Source organism: Sphingomonas sp. M1A8_2b (assembly GCF_053345535.1).
The window spans coordinates 205,414-222,120 of the sequence record NZ_JBKFAH010000004.1 but is presented as its reverse complement, the minus strand read 5'-3'; the positions used below and the strand labels follow the sequence as shown (position 1 = coordinate 222,120).

General features: G+C 65.1%; 13 protein-coding genes. 5 read left to right on the top strand and 8 right to left on the bottom strand.

Annotated features, from left to right (window positions below; translation table 11 throughout):
* Positions 1–284: 284 nt before the first annotated feature.
* The gene (locus ACLBWL_RS16170) at positions 285–614 is read right to left on the bottom strand and encodes a hypothetical protein (RefSeq protein WP_447794771.1); all 330 of its coding nucleotides are present in this window, start codon (positions 612–614) and stop codon (positions 285–287) included.
* A gap of 446 nt (positions 615–1,060) precedes the next feature.
* Here ACLBWL_RS16170 and ACLBWL_RS16165 point away from each other — a divergent pair, with 446 nt between their 5' ends.
* Positions 1,061–2,032 carry a ParA family protein gene (locus tag ACLBWL_RS16165; RefSeq protein ID WP_447794769.1) on the top strand — a complete coding sequence of 324 codons (972 nt, stop codon included), beginning with the start codon at positions 1,061–1,063 and terminating at the stop codon, positions 2,030–2,032.
* A 3-nt stretch (positions 2,033–2,035) separates the two neighbouring features.
* The gene (locus tag ACLBWL_RS16160) at positions 2,036–2,899 is read left to right on the top strand and encodes an SIR2 family NAD-dependent protein deacylase (RefSeq protein ID WP_447794768.1); all 864 of its coding nucleotides are present in this window, start codon (positions 2,036–2,038) and stop codon (positions 2,897–2,899) included.
* Between the two features lie 13 nt (positions 2,900–2,912).
* Here ACLBWL_RS16160 and uvrA read toward each other — a convergent pair whose 3' ends face one another.
* A complete protein-coding gene (uvrA, locus tag ACLBWL_RS16155) occupies positions 2,913–5,795 on the bottom strand; it encodes an excinuclease ABC subunit UvrA (RefSeq protein ID WP_447794766.1) in 2,883 nt (960 codons plus the stop codon).
* Positions 5,796–5,938: 143 nt separating this feature from the next.
* Here uvrA and ACLBWL_RS16150 point away from each other — a divergent pair, with 143 nt between their 5' ends.
* The gene (locus tag ACLBWL_RS16150) at positions 5,939–6,370 is read left to right on the top strand and encodes a hypothetical protein (protein WP_447794764.1); all 432 of its coding nucleotides are present in this window, start codon (positions 5,939–5,941) and stop codon (positions 6,368–6,370) included.
* Positions 6,371–6,590: 220 nt separating this feature from the next.
* On the opposite strand, the gene ACLBWL_RS16145 is transcribed toward ACLBWL_RS16150, so the two are convergent.
* Complete coding sequence (locus ACLBWL_RS16145; protein WP_447794762.1) at positions 6,591–7,301, bottom strand: anti-sigma factor family protein; 711 nt, start codon at positions 7,299–7,301, stop codon at positions 6,591–6,593.
* Positions 7,298–7,789, bottom strand: a complete 492-nt coding sequence (locus ACLBWL_RS16140) for a sigma-70 family RNA polymerase sigma factor (RefSeq protein WP_447794760.1) — start codon at positions 7,787–7,789, stop codon at positions 7,298–7,300. The genes ACLBWL_RS16145 and ACLBWL_RS16140 overlap by 4 nt, the downstream gene beginning before the upstream one ends.
* A 129-nt stretch (positions 7,790–7,918) precedes the next feature.
* On the opposite strand from ACLBWL_RS16140, the gene ACLBWL_RS16135 reads away from it, so the two are divergent.
* Both ACLBWL_RS16135 and ACLBWL_RS16130 read left to right on the top strand, forming a co-directional pair.
* A complete protein-coding gene (locus tag ACLBWL_RS16135; protein ID WP_447794758.1) occupies positions 7,919–9,190 on the top strand; it encodes a S8 family serine peptidase in 1,272 nt (423 codons plus the stop codon).
* Positions 9,191–9,311: 121 nt separating this feature from the next.
* Complete coding sequence (locus ACLBWL_RS16130) at positions 9,312–10,316, top strand: hypothetical protein (protein WP_447794756.1); 1,005 nt, start codon at positions 9,312–9,314, stop codon at positions 10,314–10,316.
* Between the two features lie 186 nt (positions 10,317–10,502).
* Here the strand turns inward: ACLBWL_RS16130 and lpdA are convergent, their stop codons facing one another.
* The 4 genes from lpdA to ACLBWL_RS16110 all read right to left on the bottom strand — a co-directional run bounded on the left by lpdA (position 10,503) and on the right by ACLBWL_RS16110 (position 16,651).
* Entirely contained in the window at positions 10,503–11,897 is a 1,395-nt protein-coding gene (lpdA, locus tag ACLBWL_RS16125; RefSeq protein ID WP_447794754.1) for a dihydrolipoyl dehydrogenase, read from the bottom strand.
* 95 nt (positions 11,898–11,992) lie between these two features.
* Positions 11,993–12,280 (bottom strand): GIY-YIG nuclease family protein, encoded by a 288-nt coding sequence (locus tag ACLBWL_RS16120; protein WP_259467544.1) that lies wholly within the window; start codon positions 12,278–12,280, stop codon positions 11,993–11,995.
* A gap of 94 nt (positions 12,281–12,374) precedes the next feature.
* Positions 12,375–13,613, bottom strand: coding sequence for a 2-oxoglutarate dehydrogenase complex dihydrolipoyllysine-residue succinyltransferase (gene odhB / locus ACLBWL_RS16115; RefSeq protein ID WP_447794751.1), 1,239 nt, complete (start codon positions 13,611–13,613; stop codon positions 12,375–12,377).
* A gap of 101 nt (positions 13,614–13,714) precedes the next feature.
* Complete coding sequence (locus tag ACLBWL_RS16110; protein ID WP_447794749.1) at positions 13,715–16,651, bottom strand: 2-oxoglutarate dehydrogenase E1 component; 2,937 nt, start codon at positions 16,649–16,651, stop codon at positions 13,715–13,717.
* Positions 16,652–16,707 lie beyond the last annotated feature (56 nt).

Here is a 16,707-nt window from a genome sequence, read left to right as displayed (position 1 = left end):
GGCAATGTCCCCTTCCCGTCCCACCGGACGGGTCCCGGTATCCACCGTTCCGCTCGACCGCGGCTATCGCGTTTGGGGGACCGTGGACCCCGGAACCAGTCCGGGGTGACGGTGTGGGAGGGAGCGGCGTCAGGAGCGGCCTTCTACGATCCTCCCCCGCAAGGGGGAGGTGGCACCGCAGGTGACGGAGGGGGAGGACTCGGAACAGGCGTAATCGCCCCCTCCCCCTCCGTCTGGCAAGAGCCAGCCACCTCCCCCTAGCGGGGGAGGATCAGGGAGGCGCCTCAGCCGAGCGTCGAACCGCGATCCGCGGCGAACGACGGGGCCGGGCCGGTGGCGGGGCGGAGCGACTCGCGCTCGGCCTTGGTGGGGACCGCGGTGGGATCGGGGCGGAAGGCCTCCGGCGCGCGATCGGTCGCACCCGGGCGGGGCTTGTCGAGCGCGAGATCGGGCGCGGCATGCTCGGCGGGGTTGGCCTTCGACCGCAGGAATACCGCCAGCAACGCACCCCCGAGACCGATCGCCGCGGCCCCGATCGACAGCGCATTGATGCCGAACGTCTTGGCGTTTGGCTTGGGTTTCGGGGCGGGCTTGTGCGGGTGAGGCTTGGTCATGGGAATGTCCTTTTGTTCGGTGTGCCAACGGGTCGCGGTTGGTCCGGTTCCGATCCGCTTCGCCTTGACCGACACCGTCGAGCGCCTAGCCTGCCGGTCCCTGGGCCACGACTCTCAGGAAGTAGGCCCACCTGCCGACCGTAAGGACGCCTCTGGCGGAGTACTCGGTTTGTCGTGGTGGCAGGTGGGCTGAAACGCTTGGAGCGACATCCCTCCACGCCCCCTCACGGGCCTCGAAGCGAAGCGAGGCGGCGGCCCACCTCACGCGAGGTCAATACGGGGCTCTAAGGATAAAGTTGCCCAGCGTGGAGAACGGAGACAGCGATTCAGGCCGTACTTGATCGTCCACAACTTTTACCATTCAACTTTCCAGCGGCATCGCTGTAGGATCACGACAGCAATCTTCACGCCCGCCCCCCCCTTGGCGCGCAACCGGGATCGTACGAATGAAATCAATTGCGTTTTTCAATAACAAGGGCGGCGTTGGAAAAACGACGCTGTTATGTAATGTAGCAGGCTACCTTGCACATTATAACAAGCTGAAAATTTGCGTCGTCGATGCAGACCCCCAATGCAACGCGACCCAGTACTTCTTTCCTGATAGCACAATCGAAAAGATATATGGACCCAAAGGATCTTTTACGATCCACAGCGTTATCGAACCTTTATCGCTTGGCGAAGGGTACTCTAAAGACATCGAGGTTCGCAAATCGCCGTCATTTAAGGTAGACGTTATACCGGGCGACCCTAGATTAGCGCTCACAGAAGATTTGCTTGCCCGTGATTGGGGAGACGCCAAAGCTGGCGAGGTTCGCGGTATCCGAACTAATCTAGTATTTTCTGAACTGCTTGGCCAATTGGCCGACTACGATTTAGTTTTGTTTGACGTAAGTCCGTCTCTTGGCGCGCTAAACCGAGCCATTCTACTAAGCGCCGATTATTTTATCAGCCCGATGTCGATCGACATATTTTCCCTTAAAGCATTCGAAAATATTGCTGAATGGATTCATAACTGGTCGAACGATTGGGAACGTGGCTTAGCCAATGTCAAAGACAAAAAAAGAATTCCAGATTTTAAATACGGCCGCGCGGCATTCCTTGGGTATGTCACCCAGCAATATATGGCCAAGAGAGATAGCTCCGGCCAAAGGCGAGCAGTTCAAGCCTATGAGACTATTAGATCTCAAATAGATGCGATAATTGATAGTTCATTCCCAGCGTCCGCGCGGCCCGCGAAACCTTATGAAATGGGAACCGTGCCAAACCTTTTCAGCCTTATCCCCATGTCTCAAAGCAATCATAAGCCAATCTTCGAATTACAAGCTAAAGATGGCGTTGTGGGAGCACACTTTCAAAAGGTAAAAGACGCTAAAGAAATATTCGCCGAGGTCGCCGATGAACTTGTTAAGCGGATATAATCGGTGGATTGGCCACCTAATCTTGTAGAAGATATCGCACGCCGTCGCGCCGTGATCATCATAGGGTCCGGGGCATCTCGCCATGCTACTAATGACAAGGGAAAGACGCCCCCAGACTGGAAGAATTTTCTTCTACAAGCAGTTATAGACTGCCCTGATAAAGATACTGCGCACGTTTCAAAGGCGATTGGTGAGGGAGATTATCTTCACGCATGCGAATGGCTTAAAAAGCGGTTTGATGAGCAGTGGACGCCCTACCTCCGTAAAATATTTCAGCAACCTGGGTATGAACCGGGCGACCTACACAAACAAATCATCGGGTTAGATAACCGAATCGTCTTCTCTCTAAATTTCGACGATATTTACGAACGCGCCGCCCAAGGCGTGCATCGTGGATCACATATTGTTAAACAGTATCATGATCGAGACGTTGGGGAGTTTCTCAGGGGTGACGGCAGATACATTGTTAAAGTCCACGGAAGCCTCAACACTCCCGAGGATCTAATCTTCACTCAACACGATTATGCAAAAGCACGAACGAACTATTCAGCGTTTTATCAAGCATTTGATGCATGCCTTTTAACCCATTCTTTCTTATTCATAGGCGCTGGATACGCAGATCCAGATGTTAACCTTGTTCTCGAGAATCAGGCATTCAGCTTTCCATCGTCATCGCCTCATTATTTCTTAAAAGGCGGCGAGATGGATGCAGACCGCAAAGAATCTTTAAGGAAGAATCGAAACTTGAAAATTGTTGAGTATGATCCCATCGACGATCGTCACAGCGGTTTGGTCAAAGAACTTAAGCAATTAAGCATACTGGTTGATGAGAAGAGGCAGGATATGGCGCTTTACACTAGCTGGTAGAATTCATTGACGCTCACCGCTTCTCCAGCAACGGCGCAAGATACTTCCCCGTAAAGCTGCCCTTGGCCTTTGCTACCTTCTCCGGCGTGCCTTCGGCGACGATCTCGCCGCCCTTGACGCCGCCTTCTGGCCCCAGGTCGAGGACCCAGTCGGCGGTCTTGATGACGTCGAGATTGTGTTCGATCACGACGACCGTGTTGCCTTGCTCGACCAGCGCGTGGAGGACTTCCAGCAACTTGCGCACGTCCTCGAAGTGGAGCCCGGTGGTGGGTTCGTCGAGGATGTAGAGCGTGTTGCCGGTGGCGCGGCGCGAGAGTTCCTTGGCGAGCTTGACGCGTTGCGCTTCGCCGCCCGAGAGCGTCGTCGCCTGCTGGCCGACCTTGACGTAGCCCAGACCGACCTCGACCAGCATCGCCATCTTGTCGCGGATCGGGGGGACCGCCTTGAAGAACTCGGCGGCGTCCTCGACCGTCATGTCGAGCACGTCGGCGATCGAATGACCCTTGAACTTCACCTCGAGCGTCTCGCGATTGTAGCGCGCGCCGTGGCAGACGTCGCAGGTGACGTAGACGTCGGGGAGGAAGTGCATCTCGATCTTGAGCACGCCGTCGCCCTGGCACGCCTCGCAGCGGCCGCCCTTGACGTTGAAGCTGAAGCGGCCGGGCTTGTAGCCGCGCGCCTGCGATTCCGGCAGGCCGGCGAACCAGTCGCGGATCTGCGTGAAGCTGCCGGTGTAGGTGGCGGGGTTGCTGCGCGGGGTGCGGCCGATCGGCGACTGGTCGATGTCGATGACCTTGTCGAGATACTGGAGGCCGGTGATCTTGTCGTGCTTGCCCTGGACGATGCGCGCGCCGTTCAGCTCGCGCGCGGCGGCGGCGTAGAGCGTGTCGATCGTGAAGCTCGACTTGCCCGAGCCGGAAACGCCGGTGATGCAGGTGAAGGTGCCGAGCGGCAGGCTGGCGGTGACGCCGCGCAGGTTGTTGGCGACCGCGTTGTGGACGGTGAGCTTCTTGCCGTTGCCTTTCCGTCGCGTGGTTGGGACCGGCACCTCGCGCGTGCCGTTGAGATAGTCGGCGGTGATGCTGCCCTTCGACTTGAGGATCTGCTTGAGCGTGCCCTGCGCGACGACCTGGCCGCCGCGGACGCCGGCGCCGGGGCCCATGTCGATGATGTAGTCGGCGGTGCGGATCGCGTCCTCGTCATGCTCGACGACGAGCACGGTGTTGCCGAGATCGCGCAGACGGCGGAGCGTCTTGAGGAGCATGTCGTTGTCGCGCTGGTGCAGGCCGATCGAGGGCTCGTCGAGGACGTAGAGCACGCCGGACAGGCCGCTGCCGATCTGCGACGCGAGGCGGATGCGCTGGCTTTCGCCGCCGCTTAGCGTGCCGCTGGTGCGGTCGAGGTTGAGGTAGTCGAGGCCGACATTGTTGAGGAAGCCGAGCCGCTCGACGATCTCTTTCAGGATGCGTTCGGCGATCGCGTTCTGCTGGTCGCCGAGGTGCTGTGGCATGTCGGTGAAGAACTGGAGCGCGTCGACCACCGAGAGATGCGTGGCGTAGGAGATGTCCTTCATCGCGATCTTGACCGCGAGCGCTTCGGGCTTCAGGCGCGCACCGCCGCAGACTTCGCAAGGGGCGGCGGACTGGTACTTGCTGAGTTCCTCGCGCATCCAGGCGGAGTCGGTCTGGAGCATGCGGCGGTTGAGGTTGCCGATGACGCCCTCGAACGGCTTCGAGACGTCGTATTTCTTCTTGCCGTCGATGAAGGTGAGCGTGACGGGCTTGCCCTTCGAACCGTGCAGGATGGTGCTCTGGACCTCCGGCGCGAGGTCGGACCAGGGCGTCTCGATGTCGAACTTGAACTCGCGCGCGAGGCTGCCGAGGACCTGCATGTAATAGGGCGACGGCGGGTTGGATTTCGCCCAGGGCACGACCGCGCCCTTCTTGATGCTGAGCATGTGGTTGGGGACGACGAGGTCTTCGTCGAACAGCAGCTTCTCGCCGAGGCCGTCGCAGGCCGGGCACGCGCCCTGGGGGGCGTTGAACGAGAACAGGCGCGGCTCGATCTCGGAGATGGTGAAGCCGCTGACCGGGCAGGCGAACTTTTCGCTGAACACGATGCGGCCGTCGGGGGCGTTGTTGCCGAGGATCTCCGACTTGGGCGTGTGCGGCTCGACCGGGTCGGCGGGGTCGACATAGGCGAGGCCGTCGGCGAGCTTCAGCGCGGTTTCAAACGACTCTGCGAGGCGCGTGGCGATCTCGCCGCCTACCACCAGGCGGTCGACGACGACTTCGATGTCGTGCTTGTACTTCTTGTCGAGCGCGGGGGCTTCGTCGATGTCGTGGATCGTGCCGTCGATGCGGACGCGCGCGAAGCCGGCCTTCTGCCACTCGGCGAGTTCCTTGCGGTACTCGCCCTTGCGGCCGCGGACGACGGGGGCGAGCAGGTACAGGCGCGTGCCCTCGGGGAGCGCCATGACGCGGTCGACCATTTGGCTGACGGTCTGCGCGGCGATTGGCTCACCGGTGGCGGGGGAATACGGGATGCCGACGCGCGCCCAGAGCAGGCGCATGTAGTCGTAGATCTCGGTGACGGTGGCGACGGTCGAGCGCGGGTTGCGCGACGTCGTCTTCTGCTCGATCGAGATCGCCGGCGACAGGCCTTCGATATGGTCGACGTCGGGCTTCTGCATCAGTTCGAGGAACTGGCGGGCGTAGGCGGAGAGGCTCTCGACGTAGCGGCGCTGGCCCTCGGCGTAGATCGTGTCGAACGCGAGTGAGGACTTGCCTGACCCGGAGAGCCCGGTGATCACCGTCAGCGTATCGCGGGGGATGTCGATGTCGACATCCTTGAGGTTGTGTTCACGCGCGCCGCGTACGGAGATCTTGGTCAGCATGGGGTGAGTTCTACTTCTGTTCTCGGCCGGATGCCAGTCCGCCTTTGGCACCGGCATGTAGGAACGGGATAGACGCATCGCCAGCGCAGTTGTGCCGCACAATCGGTGTCTTATATTCGCGATACACAGGTCTGGAGGACGACATGGCCAAGACGAAGACGGGCACGAAGAGCAAGACCGGCAAGGTCAAGATTCCCAAGCAGATCGGCGGGATGAAAGTGCCGAAGGAGCTCCGCAAGAAAGGCGAGGCGCTGATCGAGAAGGCGAGCACGCCACAGGGTCGCGAGGCGATCACCGCCGGGCTGGCCATGGCGGCGACGGTTGCGGTCGCGGCGATCGAGCGGCAGCGGACCAAGCAGACGGCGGCGCCGGCGGCCGAGGCGAAATCGGAGACGGCGGCCCCGACAGCAGCGGCGCCTTCGGCAGCCGAGGCTACGGCATCGCGGGCAGCGGCGGCCGAGGACGGTCCGCAGAAGCCGGGAATGTCGGGGATGCAGTCTCCGCAGGCCGTCGCGGATGCGATCGGCCAGGCCGCGGAAATGATGCTCGGGCGGTTCTTCAGCAAGAAGGTCTGAGGGGTAGGGGAACGAGGCACGCCCCCTCACCGTCATTCCCGCGGAGGCGGGAGCCCATCGTGGGCTGGCTTAGCCCTCGGATCGCGAGCCTTCGAGGATATGGGTTCCCGCCTTCGCGGGGATGGCGAAAGAGCTAAGGGGCGAGACGGGGCGGGGACATTCCGCGCGACGGGTGTCTTTGTTGCTAGGCTCCTCCCCTATGACGGGAAAAAGCGCGGACTTATTTCCAGTGCGTCTTGGCGGCGGCGGCTTCCTGGTCGCGGGTTAGCGGGTCGCCGGCGGCCATGTCCTGGGCCTCGGCCATCAGCGCGGCGTCGGCGGAGCCGGCCTGGCGATAGTCGCCGGTGGCGGGCGCGGCGCCGATGCGGGTTCGAGTGAGAGTCCAGGCGTCGCTGTCGCGGCAGGCTATGCCGTCGAGCGCGGGCGCGGCGAATACCCGGCAATAGGCCCCGCCCCCGTTGCGAAAGCTCAGGAGCAGGCGGGTGTCGCCGGTCGTCGAGGCGAGCTGGGTATCGAGCGCGCGGGCGAGCGCGCCCGATGCGACGAGCGCGTGTCCCCTCGCCTCGACCGGGCCACTGGTTTGCCACTGGGTGCCGAACCCGACGCCCAGCGCAAGGCAGGCGGCCATCGCCGCGACCTGCATCCAGCGCGTCCGGATGGACGGTCGCGAGACTGCACCAGGAGCTGCAACAGGCGGGGCGAAGGGCACGACCGTTTCGGTCTGCGCACGGATCAGCGCAGCGAGCGGGTCTGTCGCGGGTGCGTTTTCCAGCGGGTAGGCCGCGGCGACGCGCGCACCCAGCGCGCGATGCGACGCGACGACGCGGGCGAGCGCGGGATCGGCGGCGATCGCCCGCTCGACCCGCCTGGCGGCGAGCGGATCGAGTTCGCCGTCGACATAGGCCATCAGCATCGCGTCGTCGGGGATCATGCCGCCTCTCCGAGTTCGGCGATCAACGCCTGGCGCCCGCGAACGAGGCGCGAGGTGAGCGTGCCGATCGGGATATCGAGCACCATCGCCGCCTCCTTGTAGGCGAGCCCCTCGACGAGGACGAGCGCGACCGCCTCGCGCTGGTCGTCGGGCAGGCGGTGCATCGCGGCGTCCACCTCGCCTTGCGCGACGTGACGTTCGATATCGGCGGCGCCGTCGACGCCGACGCTCTCGCCCGCTTCCTCCGCGACGAAGGTCTGGGCGGCGCGGCCACGCGCGCGGGCGGTGTCGATCCAGGCGTTGCGCATGATCCGGTACATCCAGCTATCCATCCTCGTTCCCGGCTGCCACTGCGCGCGGGCGTTGAGCGCCTTTTCGACCGCGACCTGACACAGGTCGTCCGCATCGGCGGCATCGCGCGACAGCGATCGCGCGAACCGACGCAGTCGGGGCAGCACCGCCACCAGCTCATCTTCGAATACCGCCAAGCCGTATCGTCCCGTGCCCGTGTCGTGCCCGTATCGTGCCCTGTTGCCGTGTCGCGGTCTTATAGCGCTCTTGCTGGATGAAACGGATGATAGTGGTCGTTTCATCCGCATGCTGGCATATTTTCAATCATGACGAAGGCGAAGCACCTCGCGACGGCGATAGCGGCGATCTGTGCGATGGCCGGGATCGCGCGGGCGCAGCTGGGCCTGCCCAGTTCGAGTCAGATGCAAGGCCCGGTGCCGGCGTTGGGCGACGTGCTGCGCGGCGACGTCCTGCGGCCGATCGACCAGGGATTCGATCGGATGGCCGCGCTGTCGGACCGGGTGGCGCAACGGCTGGCGGATAGTCGCGCCGCGCGGATCGCCGATCTGGTGCGCACGCATCCTGACCGGATCGCGATCGACCCCGACGGATTTCCCGCGCGCGCCGGCGAAGTGGTGGTCGACGATGCCGACGATGCGCTGATCGCGAAGGCGGTGGCGGGCGGCTATACGGTGATCGAGCGCGGCGACATATTGGGCGTCGGCTTCGCGCGCTTTTCGACACCGCCCGGCCAATCGCTGAAGACCGCGATCCGCGGCCTCCAGAAGCTCGGCGCGCGACAGGTGTCAGCGGATTCACTGCATGTGCAGAGTGGCGGCGTGACTCCGGGCGCTCCGCAAGGCAGCGGCAGGCAGACGGGCGCATCCGGAGGAAGCGCGGTGGGAATCATCGATGGCGGCGCCTGGACCGGGATCGGTGGACAGCGCGGTTTTGCGAGCGGCGCGCCGCGACCGAGCGATCATGGCAGCGCGGTGGCATCGCTGATCGTCGGCCGTGACGGCGTCCGGGGCGCGGACCCGGCGGCGCGGCTGCACGTGGCGGACGTCTATGGCAGCGATCCGGCGGGCGGCAACGCCACCGCGATCGCCAAGGCGCTGGGCTGGCTGGTGGGCGAGCGAGTCCCGGTCGTGACGATCAGTCTGGTGGGCCCGGCGAACCCGCTGCTCGCGCGGGTGATCGCGGCCGCGCAGGCGCGCGGGACGATCGTGGTGGCCGCGGTCGGCAATGACGGGCCGGCCTCGCCGCCGAGCTATCCCGCCTCCTATCCGGGGGTGATCGCGGTGACCGGCGTCGATGCGCGCGGCCGCGTGCTGATCGAGGCCGGGCGGGCATCGCATCTCGATTACGCCGCGCCCGGCGCGGACATGCTGGCGACGACGGCCGACGGGCGGGCGGTGGCGGTGCGCGGCACGTCGTTCGCGGCACCGTTCGTGGCGGCGACGATCGCGCGCGGCTATCGGGTGCCGGATCAGGGCGCGCGCGCGGAGGCGCTGCGGGCGGTGGATGCCGGTGCCAAGGCGGGAGCGCGGTATGGCCGGGGGCTGGTCTGCGCGGCGTGTCGGACGGCGGTGCAATAGGCGCGAGGCTGGGTTCGTCCTTGCGGGATCGGGGCCGGCTATTCCGGGAAAAAATTTTGCTGGGTCGGGATTAAACCGGTTTTGGCCGCCGTTCTCCGGGCATCAGACACGGAGACTGACGATGACCAAAGTATTTTTCGGTGCCGCTGCAATCGCCCTGCTCGCAACCACGCCCGCATCCGCGCAATTGCTCGGTGGTGGCGGCCTTGGTGGTGGCGCGGTCGGCGGGCTCGGTGGATCGCTGGGCGGATCCCTGGGCGGCATGGCCGGCGGCAGTATGCGCGGGGGCGGGATGATGGACGAAGTCGGCCGCGTGCCGGGCTCGGCCAGCAGCACGACGGCACGCAGCACCCACTCGGCGCGGGTCGACAAGTCGATCGACCGCCGCAGCGGCAAGGTCGGCGCGTCGGGCAGCGCGTCGAACGACACGGCGATCGACCGCACGACCACGGTCGCGAACCGGACGATCGGCGGGAACGCGGCGCTGACCGGATCGGGTAGCGGCGGCGTCGATGCGCAGCTTGTCGGCACCGATGCGGTCCGCGGCGTAGGGCAGCAGGCGATCGGCCAGGCCGGGAGCACCGTCCGGTCGGCGCGGGGCGCGGCGGAGTCGGCGCGGGGCGCGGTCGGGTCGACCGTGTCGAATGCGGCCGGCTATGCCCGTTCGGCGGCGGGGTCTGCGGCTGGGTCGGCGGCTGGGTCGGCGGCTGGGTCGGCGGCTGGGTCGGCGGCTGGGTCGGCGGCTGGGTCGGCTACGGGGTCTGCAACGGGATCCGGATCGGCGGGTGCCGCGGGATCGAACGCTACCGGGGGCGGCATGCTGGCACTGGCGGGCAGCGCGGCGGCGAGCGCGCCGGGCTCGCTCGGCATCGCACCGGGGATGGTCGTCAGCGACGCGAAGGGCCGCGCGATCGGCACCGTCCGCGACGTCCGCAGCGCCGCGAACGGCGCGGTGAGCGATGTCGTCATGCAGGTCGGCAACCGGACCGCGACGCTGCCCGCGGCGAACTTTTCGGGGTCGGGGTCTGGCTCGGCGCTCGTGTCGAGCATGGACAAGAGCGACGTGCAGGATACCGCCAAGACGCAGTCGAAGGACGCGAAGTCGGAGAAGCGGCCGGCCGCTTGACGGCTCTGGTCTGCATGCAAAAAGCGCGCTCGCTCCTTGGGGGGCGGGCGCGCTTTTTCTATCTGCGGAGGGCTTGGCCGGACAGGGGCAAAGCCCCTGTCGTCGGACGCGGCTTTTGGCCGCGCCGGCCGATCCGACCGCCGGGGGGCTCGGCCGTAGCTAGCGCTACGGCCTTGCGCGGTCGTATCAGATATGGATCGGCTTGCCCTGTACCGCCATCGCGGCTTCCTTGATCGCCTCGGCATGCGTGGGATGCGCATGGCAGGTGTAGGCGATGTCCTCGCTGGTCGCGCCGAATTCCATTGCGATGGCGGCTTCGGCGATCAGCGTGCCGGCCAGTGACGACACGATCCAGACACCGAGGACGCGGTCGGTCTTGGCGTCGGCGATGATCTTCACGAAGCCGTCGGTGTCGCGGTTGGTCTTGGCGCGGCTGTTCGCGGCGAACGGGAACTTGCCGACCTTGATCTCTGTCTTTTCCTTCGCGGCTTCTTCCGTGAGGCCGACGCCGGCGATCTCGGGCATCGTGTAGACGACGCTCGGGATGACGTCCTCGTTGACGATGCCGGTCTGGCCGGCAATGTTTTCCGCGACCGCGACGCCCTCGTCCTCGGCCTTGTGCGCGAGCATCAGGCCGGGGATGCAGTCGCCGATCGCCCAGACGCCATCGACCTTCGTGCGGAACGAGTGATCGGTCTCGATCTGGCCGCGCTTGTTGAGCTCGAGGCCGATGGCTTCGAGGTTGAGTCCGTCGACGTTCGCTTTCCGCCCGATCGAGACGAGCACCGCGTCGGCGGTCAGCGTCTCGGAAGCGCCACCGGCGGCGGGCTCTACGGTCACGGTCGCGACGCCGTCTGCGACGGTCACGCCGGTGACCTTGGTCGAGAGCTTCAGCTCCATGCCCTGCTTCTTGAAGAGCTTGGCGGTCTCGCGACGGACTTCACCGTCGAAGCCGGGGAGGATCTGGTCGACGAACTCGACGACCGTGACCTTCGCGCCGAGACGACGCCAGACGCTGCCGAGTTCGAGACCGATCACGCCGCCGCCGATGACGACCATGTGCTCGGGGACCTTTGGCAATGCGAGCGCGCCGGTGCTGTCGACGACGGTCGTCTGGTCGACCGCGACGCCGGGGAGCGGCATGACGCTGGAGCCGGTGGCGATGACGATGTTCTTCGCGGTGACCTTCTGGCCGTTCACGTCGACGGTGTGCGCGTCCTGGAACGCGGCCTTGCCCTTGAGCCAGGTGACCTTGTTCTTCTTGAACAGGAATTCGACGCCGCCGGTGAGTTCCTTGACGGCCTTGGCCTTCTCGGCGTGCATCTGGTCGAGGTTCAAGGTGACGCCCTGGAAGTCGATGCCGAACTTCGTCATGTGGCCGCCCTTGGCCTCCTCATAGATCTCGGAGGCGTGGAGTAGCGCCTTGGACGGAATGCAGCCGACGTTGAGGCAGGTGCCGCCGAGCGTCTCGCGGGACTCGGCACAGGCGGTGCGCAGGCCGAGCTGCGCGGCACGGATCGCCGCGACGTAACCGCCAGGGCCCGCACCGATCACGAGGACGTCATAGTCGTAGTCAGCCATTCTTCATCTCCGTCGTTCTCCTGCGAACGCAGGAGCCAAGGGTTACGGGAGGCGCCGTTCGTGGTCCTGGACTCCTGCGTTCGCAGGAGAACGGGTCAGAAGAGCGTCTCGTACAAATCCTTCCAGTGCGGGTTGGTCTGTTCGATCAGGTCGATCTTCCAGGCCCGCTTCCATTTCTTCATCTGCAACTCGCGTTGCCGTGCAGATTGTATGTCGTCACTCGCCTCGAACCAGACAAGGAGGATGCAGCCATGCTCCTTGGAGAAGCCGTCGATCAGGCGGTTGCGGTGTTGGTAGGCTCTGGCGAGCAGGTCGCTGGTGACGCCGAGGTAGAGCGTTCCGTTGCGGCTGCTCGCCATCAGGTAGACGAAACCGGCTCTCATGTTTTCCTGCGTACGCAGGAATCCAGGGTTACGGAGGGTGGTGTCCGTGACCCTGGGCTCCTGCGTTCGCAGGAGAACGAGGACCCGTTGTGGGTCAGAGGTCGATCAGGATGCGCGTCGGATCCTCGATCGCGTTCTTGAGCGCCACCAGGAACGTCACGGCTTCGCGGCCGTCGATCAGGCGGTGGTCGTAGCTGAGCGCGAGGTACATCATCGGGCGGATGACGATCTGGCCGTTGACGACGACCGGGCGCTCCTCGATGCGGTGGAGGCCCAGCACCGCGGACTGCGGCGGGTTAATGATCGGGGTCGACATCAGCGAGCCGAACACGCCGCCGTTCGAGATCGTGAAGGTGCCGCCCTTCATCTCGTCTATCTTGAGCGCGCCTTCCTTGGCGCGCTTGCCGAAGTCGCCGATCGTCTTCTCGATCGTCGCGACCGACATCTGGTCGGCATCGCGGATCACGGGGACGACGAGGCCGCCCGGCGACGAGACCGCGACCGAGATGTCGGCGTAATCGTGATAGACGATGTCGTCGCCGTCGATCGACGCGTTGACCGACGGGATGTCGCGCAGCGCCATCGTCGCGGCCTTCACAAAGAAGCCCATGAAGCCGAGGCGGACGCCGTGCTTCTTCTCGAAAAGGTCCTTGTACTTGGCGCGCGCCTCGATCACCGCGGTCATGTCGACGTCGTTGAACGTCGTCAGCATCGCAGCCGTGTTCTGCGCTTCCTTGAGGCGCTTGGCGATCGTCTGGCGGAGGCGCGTCATGCGGACGCGCTCCTCACCGCGACCCGATGCGGCGGGTGTTGCTGCCGGAGCGGGCGCTGCGGCGGGAGCGGGCGCTGGCTTGCTCGACGCGGCGGCGGTCACGTCTTCCTTGGTGATGCGACCGTCGCGGCCGGTGCCCTTGACGGTGCCGGGATCGACGCCGTGCTCGAGCACTGCGCGACGAACCGACGGGGAGAGTGCGGCGGGCGAGTCGCTGGTGCCGGCGCCGGGCTGGTCGCCGTACCCTGCGCCGGACTCGTCCTTGGCTGGTGCTGAGGGCGTTGCGTTTGCGGCAGGCGCAGGAGCCGACGCAGCGGCGCCGTCACCGGAGTCGATCGTGGCGAGCATCGCGCCGACCTGCACGGTGTCGCCGACGGCGACCGCGTGCTGGCCCATGACGCCGGCGACCGGCGACGGGACCTCGACCGAGACCTTGTCGGTCTCGAGGCTGGCGATCGGCTCGTCGACCGCGACGGGATCGCCGGGCTGCTTCAGCCACTCGCCGAGGGTGGCTTCGGTGATCGATTCACCCAGGACGGGGACGGTGACTTCGGTTGCCATGTTTGCTTCTACCTTTTGTGCTCCTGCGGACGCAGGGGCCTAGGGTTACTCTGCCGGACCCTGGGTTCCTGCTTTCGCAGGAAAACGGGGAGCGGGTTCAATCAGTTTGCGCGGGTGCGGCGGATTTCGTCGCGGACCGAGTGGCCGAGCGCGTCGGCGACGAGCGCCCCCTGCTCCGTCTGGTGACGCTTCATCAGGCCGGTCGCGGGCGAGGCCGAGGCGTTGCGCCCGGCATAGCGCGCGCGCTTGACCGGCGAGTTCACCGTTGCCAGCGCCTCCTCGATCAACGGCTCGACGAAGAACCAATAGCCGTTGTTCTTCGGCTCTTCCTGCGCCCAGACGATCTCCTCCAGGTTCGGCATCCGTGCAACGCGCTCGGCGATCGGCTCGCCCGGGAAGGGATAGAGCTGTTCGACGCGAACGATCTGCGTGTCCGTGTCGCCGTGCGCATCGCGCGCCTCGATCAGGTCGTAGGCGACCTTGCCGGTGCACAACACGAGGCGCTTCGTATCGACGTCCGCCGCACCGTTGGTGTCGGACAGGAGGCGGCGGAAGTGGCTGTCGCCCTGGAAATCCTCCGCGTTCGAGACCGCGAGCTTGTGCCGCAGCAACGACTTCGGCGTCATCACGATCAGCGGCTTGCGGAAGTTGCGATGCATCTGGCGACGAAGCAGGTGGAAATAGTTCGCCGGGCTGGTGCAGTTCGCGACCTGGATATTGTCGTCCGCGCAGGACTGGAGGAAGCGCTCGGGACGTGCCGAGCTATGCTCTGGCCCCTGCCCTTCATAGCCGTGCGGGAGCAGCATCACGAGACCGTTGGCTCGGAGCCACTTCGACTCGCCGGACGTGATGAACTGATCGATCATGATCTGCGCGCCGTTGACGAAGTCGCCGAACTGCGCCTCCCAGAGGACGAGCGTCTTCGGGTCGGCGAGCGCATAGCCATATTCGAACCCGAGCACGCCGTATTCGCTGAGCGGGCTGTCGAGCACTTCGAAACGACCGTGCTCGATCTCCTGCAACGGCACATACTTGTGCTCGTCGGTCTGGTCGACCCACACGGCATGGCGCTGCGAGAAGGTGCCGCGGCCCGAATCCTGGCCGGACAGGCGGACGCCGTAGCCTTCGGAGAGCAGGCCGCCGAACGCGAGCGCTTCGCCGGTCGCCCAGTCGAAGCCCTTGCCGGACTTGAACATCTCGCGCTTGGCGTCGATCACGCGCGCCAGCGTCTTGTGGATCTTCACGCTGTCCGGGACGGTCGTCAGCGTGCGGCCGAGCGAGTCGAACAGCTTGGGGCTGAGGCCGGTCTCGACGTTGCGCCGTGCCGACGCGCCATCCGTGGGCGCGCTGAGCCCGGTCCAGCGACCGCCGAACCAGTCGGCCTTGTTGGGCTTGTACGACGACCCGGCTTCGAACTCGCCCTCGAGGCGGAGCGTGAATTCCTTCACGTTCTCGTCGATCCAGGCCTGGTCGATCACGCCTTCCTTGATCAGGCGATCGCCGTACACCGACGACACGCCGGGGTGCTTGCGGATGATGTCGTACATCAGCGGCTGCGTGAAGGACGGCTCGTCGCCTTCATTGTGACCGAAGCGGCGGTAGCACCACATGTCGATGACGATGTCGCGGTGGAACTTCTGGCGGAATTCCATCGCCATCTTGGTCGCGAAGGTGACCGCCTCGGGATCGTCGCCGTTGACGTGGAAGACCGGCGCCTGGACGCCCTTTGCGACGTCCGACGGGTAAGGCGACGAGCGCGCGAACTGCGGCGAGGTCGTGAAGCCGACCTGGTTGTTGATGATGAAGTGGACGCAGCCGCCGGTGTTGTAGCCGCGGATGCCGGAGAAGCCGAGGCACTCCCAGACGATCCCCTGCCCCGCGAACGCCGCGTCGCCGTGGATCAGCACGGGCAGCGAGGCCGTGTGATCCTTGAGATCGTTGTTGAGCGTCTGGATCGCGCGCGTCTTGCCGAGCACGACCGGGTCGGCCGCCTCGAGATGCGACGGGTTGGCGACCAGGCTCATGTGAACCTTGTGGCCGTCGAACTCGCGATCGGTGCTGGTGCCGAGGTGATACTTCACGTCGCCCGACCCACCGATGTCGTCGGGGTTGGCCGAACCGCCAGCGAATTCGTGGAAGATCACGCGCAACGGCTTGGCCATCACGTTGGCGAGCACGTTGAGGCGACCGCGATGCGCCATGCCGATGACGAGCTCGCGCACGCCCATCTGGCCGCCATACTTGATGACGCTCTCGAGCGCGGGGATCATCGATTCGCCGCCGTCGAGCCCGAAGCGCTTCGTGCCGACATACTTCTTGCCGAGGAATTTCTCCCACTGCTCGGCCTGGATCACCTTGGTGAGGATCGCCTTCTTGCCGTCGGTGGAGAATTCGATCGCCTTGTCCTGGCCCTCCATGCGCTCCTGGAGGAAGCGGCGCTCCTCGACGTCGGAGATGTGCATGTATTCGAGGCCGACATTGCCGCAGTAATTCTTGCGCAACGTGTCGACGAGTTCGCGGATCGAGACCCATTCGAAGCCCATCGTGCCACCGAGATAGACCTTGCGGTCGATGTCTGCGTCGGAGAAGCCGTGATATTCGGTCTTCAGATCCTCGGGCATCTCGCGCTTCGACAGGCCGAGCGGATCGAGGTTGGCGGCGAGATGGCCGCGGACGCGGTAGGTGCGGACGAGCAGCTGCGCGCGGATCGCATCGGCCGCGGCCTTGGCGATCTCTTCCTTAGAGACGGGCGCGGGCGCTGCTGCGGCGGGCGCAGGCTTGCCGCCCTTCGACGGCTTGGGCGCGGGCTCCATCTGGGTCGGATCGAGCGCTGCGGTCAGGTCATCCGTGGTGGTGAGCGGCCAGCGGGCGCTCTCCCAGCTCGGGCCCTGCGCGGAACCTTCGAGACCCTCGAAGAACGCGCGCCAACCGGATTCGACCGAGGCCGGGTCCGCGTTGAACTTGGCGTAGAGCGTCTCCACGAACGCCGGGCTCACGCCGGCTGCGATATCGCTGAAATCCTGGCCTTCGTAGCCCATCGTTCTCGTCCTCAGTGTCCCTCTCCCCGCGGGGGAGAGGGAGGGGCCCACTCGCA

What these genes read in the sequence shown, in the direction of transcription:
- ACLBWL_RS16170 (WP_447794771.1), bottom strand. Translation starts at nt 614, where the DNA reads ATGACCAAGCCTCACCCGCACAAGCCCGCCCCGAAACCCAAGCCAAAC.
- ACLBWL_RS16165 (WP_447794769.1), top strand. Translation starts at nt 1,061, where the DNA reads ATGAAATCAATTGCGTTTTTCAATAACAAGGGCGGCGTTGGAAAAACG.
- uvrA (WP_447794766.1), bottom strand. Translation starts at nt 5,795, where the DNA reads ATGCTGACCAAGATCTCCGTACGCGGCGCGCGTGAACACAACCTCAAG.
- ACLBWL_RS16150 (WP_447794764.1), top strand. Translation starts at nt 5,939, where the DNA reads ATGGCCAAGACGAAGACGGGCACGAAGAGCAAGACCGGCAAGGTCAAG.
- ACLBWL_RS16145 (WP_447794762.1), bottom strand. Translation starts at nt 7,301, where the DNA reads ATGATCCCCGACGACGCGATGCTGATGGCCTATGTCGACGGCGAACTC.
- ACLBWL_RS16135 (WP_447794758.1), top strand. Translation starts at nt 7,919, where the DNA reads ATGACGAAGGCGAAGCACCTCGCGACGGCGATAGCGGCGATCTGTGCG.
- ACLBWL_RS16130 (WP_447794756.1), top strand. Translation starts at nt 9,312, where the DNA reads ATGACCAAAGTATTTTTCGGTGCCGCTGCAATCGCCCTGCTCGCAACC.
- lpdA (WP_447794754.1), bottom strand. Translation starts at nt 11,897, where the DNA reads ATGGCTGACTACGACTATGACGTCCTCGTGATCGGTGCGGGCCCTGGC.
- ACLBWL_RS16120 (WP_259467544.1), bottom strand. Translation starts at nt 12,280, where the DNA reads ATGAGAGCCGGTTTCGTCTACCTGATGGCGAGCAGCCGCAACGGAACG.
- odhB (WP_447794751.1), bottom strand. Translation starts at nt 13,613, where the DNA reads ATGGCAACCGAAGTCACCGTCCCCGTCCTGGGTGAATCGATCACCGAA.
- ACLBWL_RS16110 (WP_447794749.1), bottom strand. Translation starts at nt 16,651, where the DNA reads ATGGGCTACGAAGGCCAGGATTTCAGCGATATCGCAGCCGGCGTGAGC.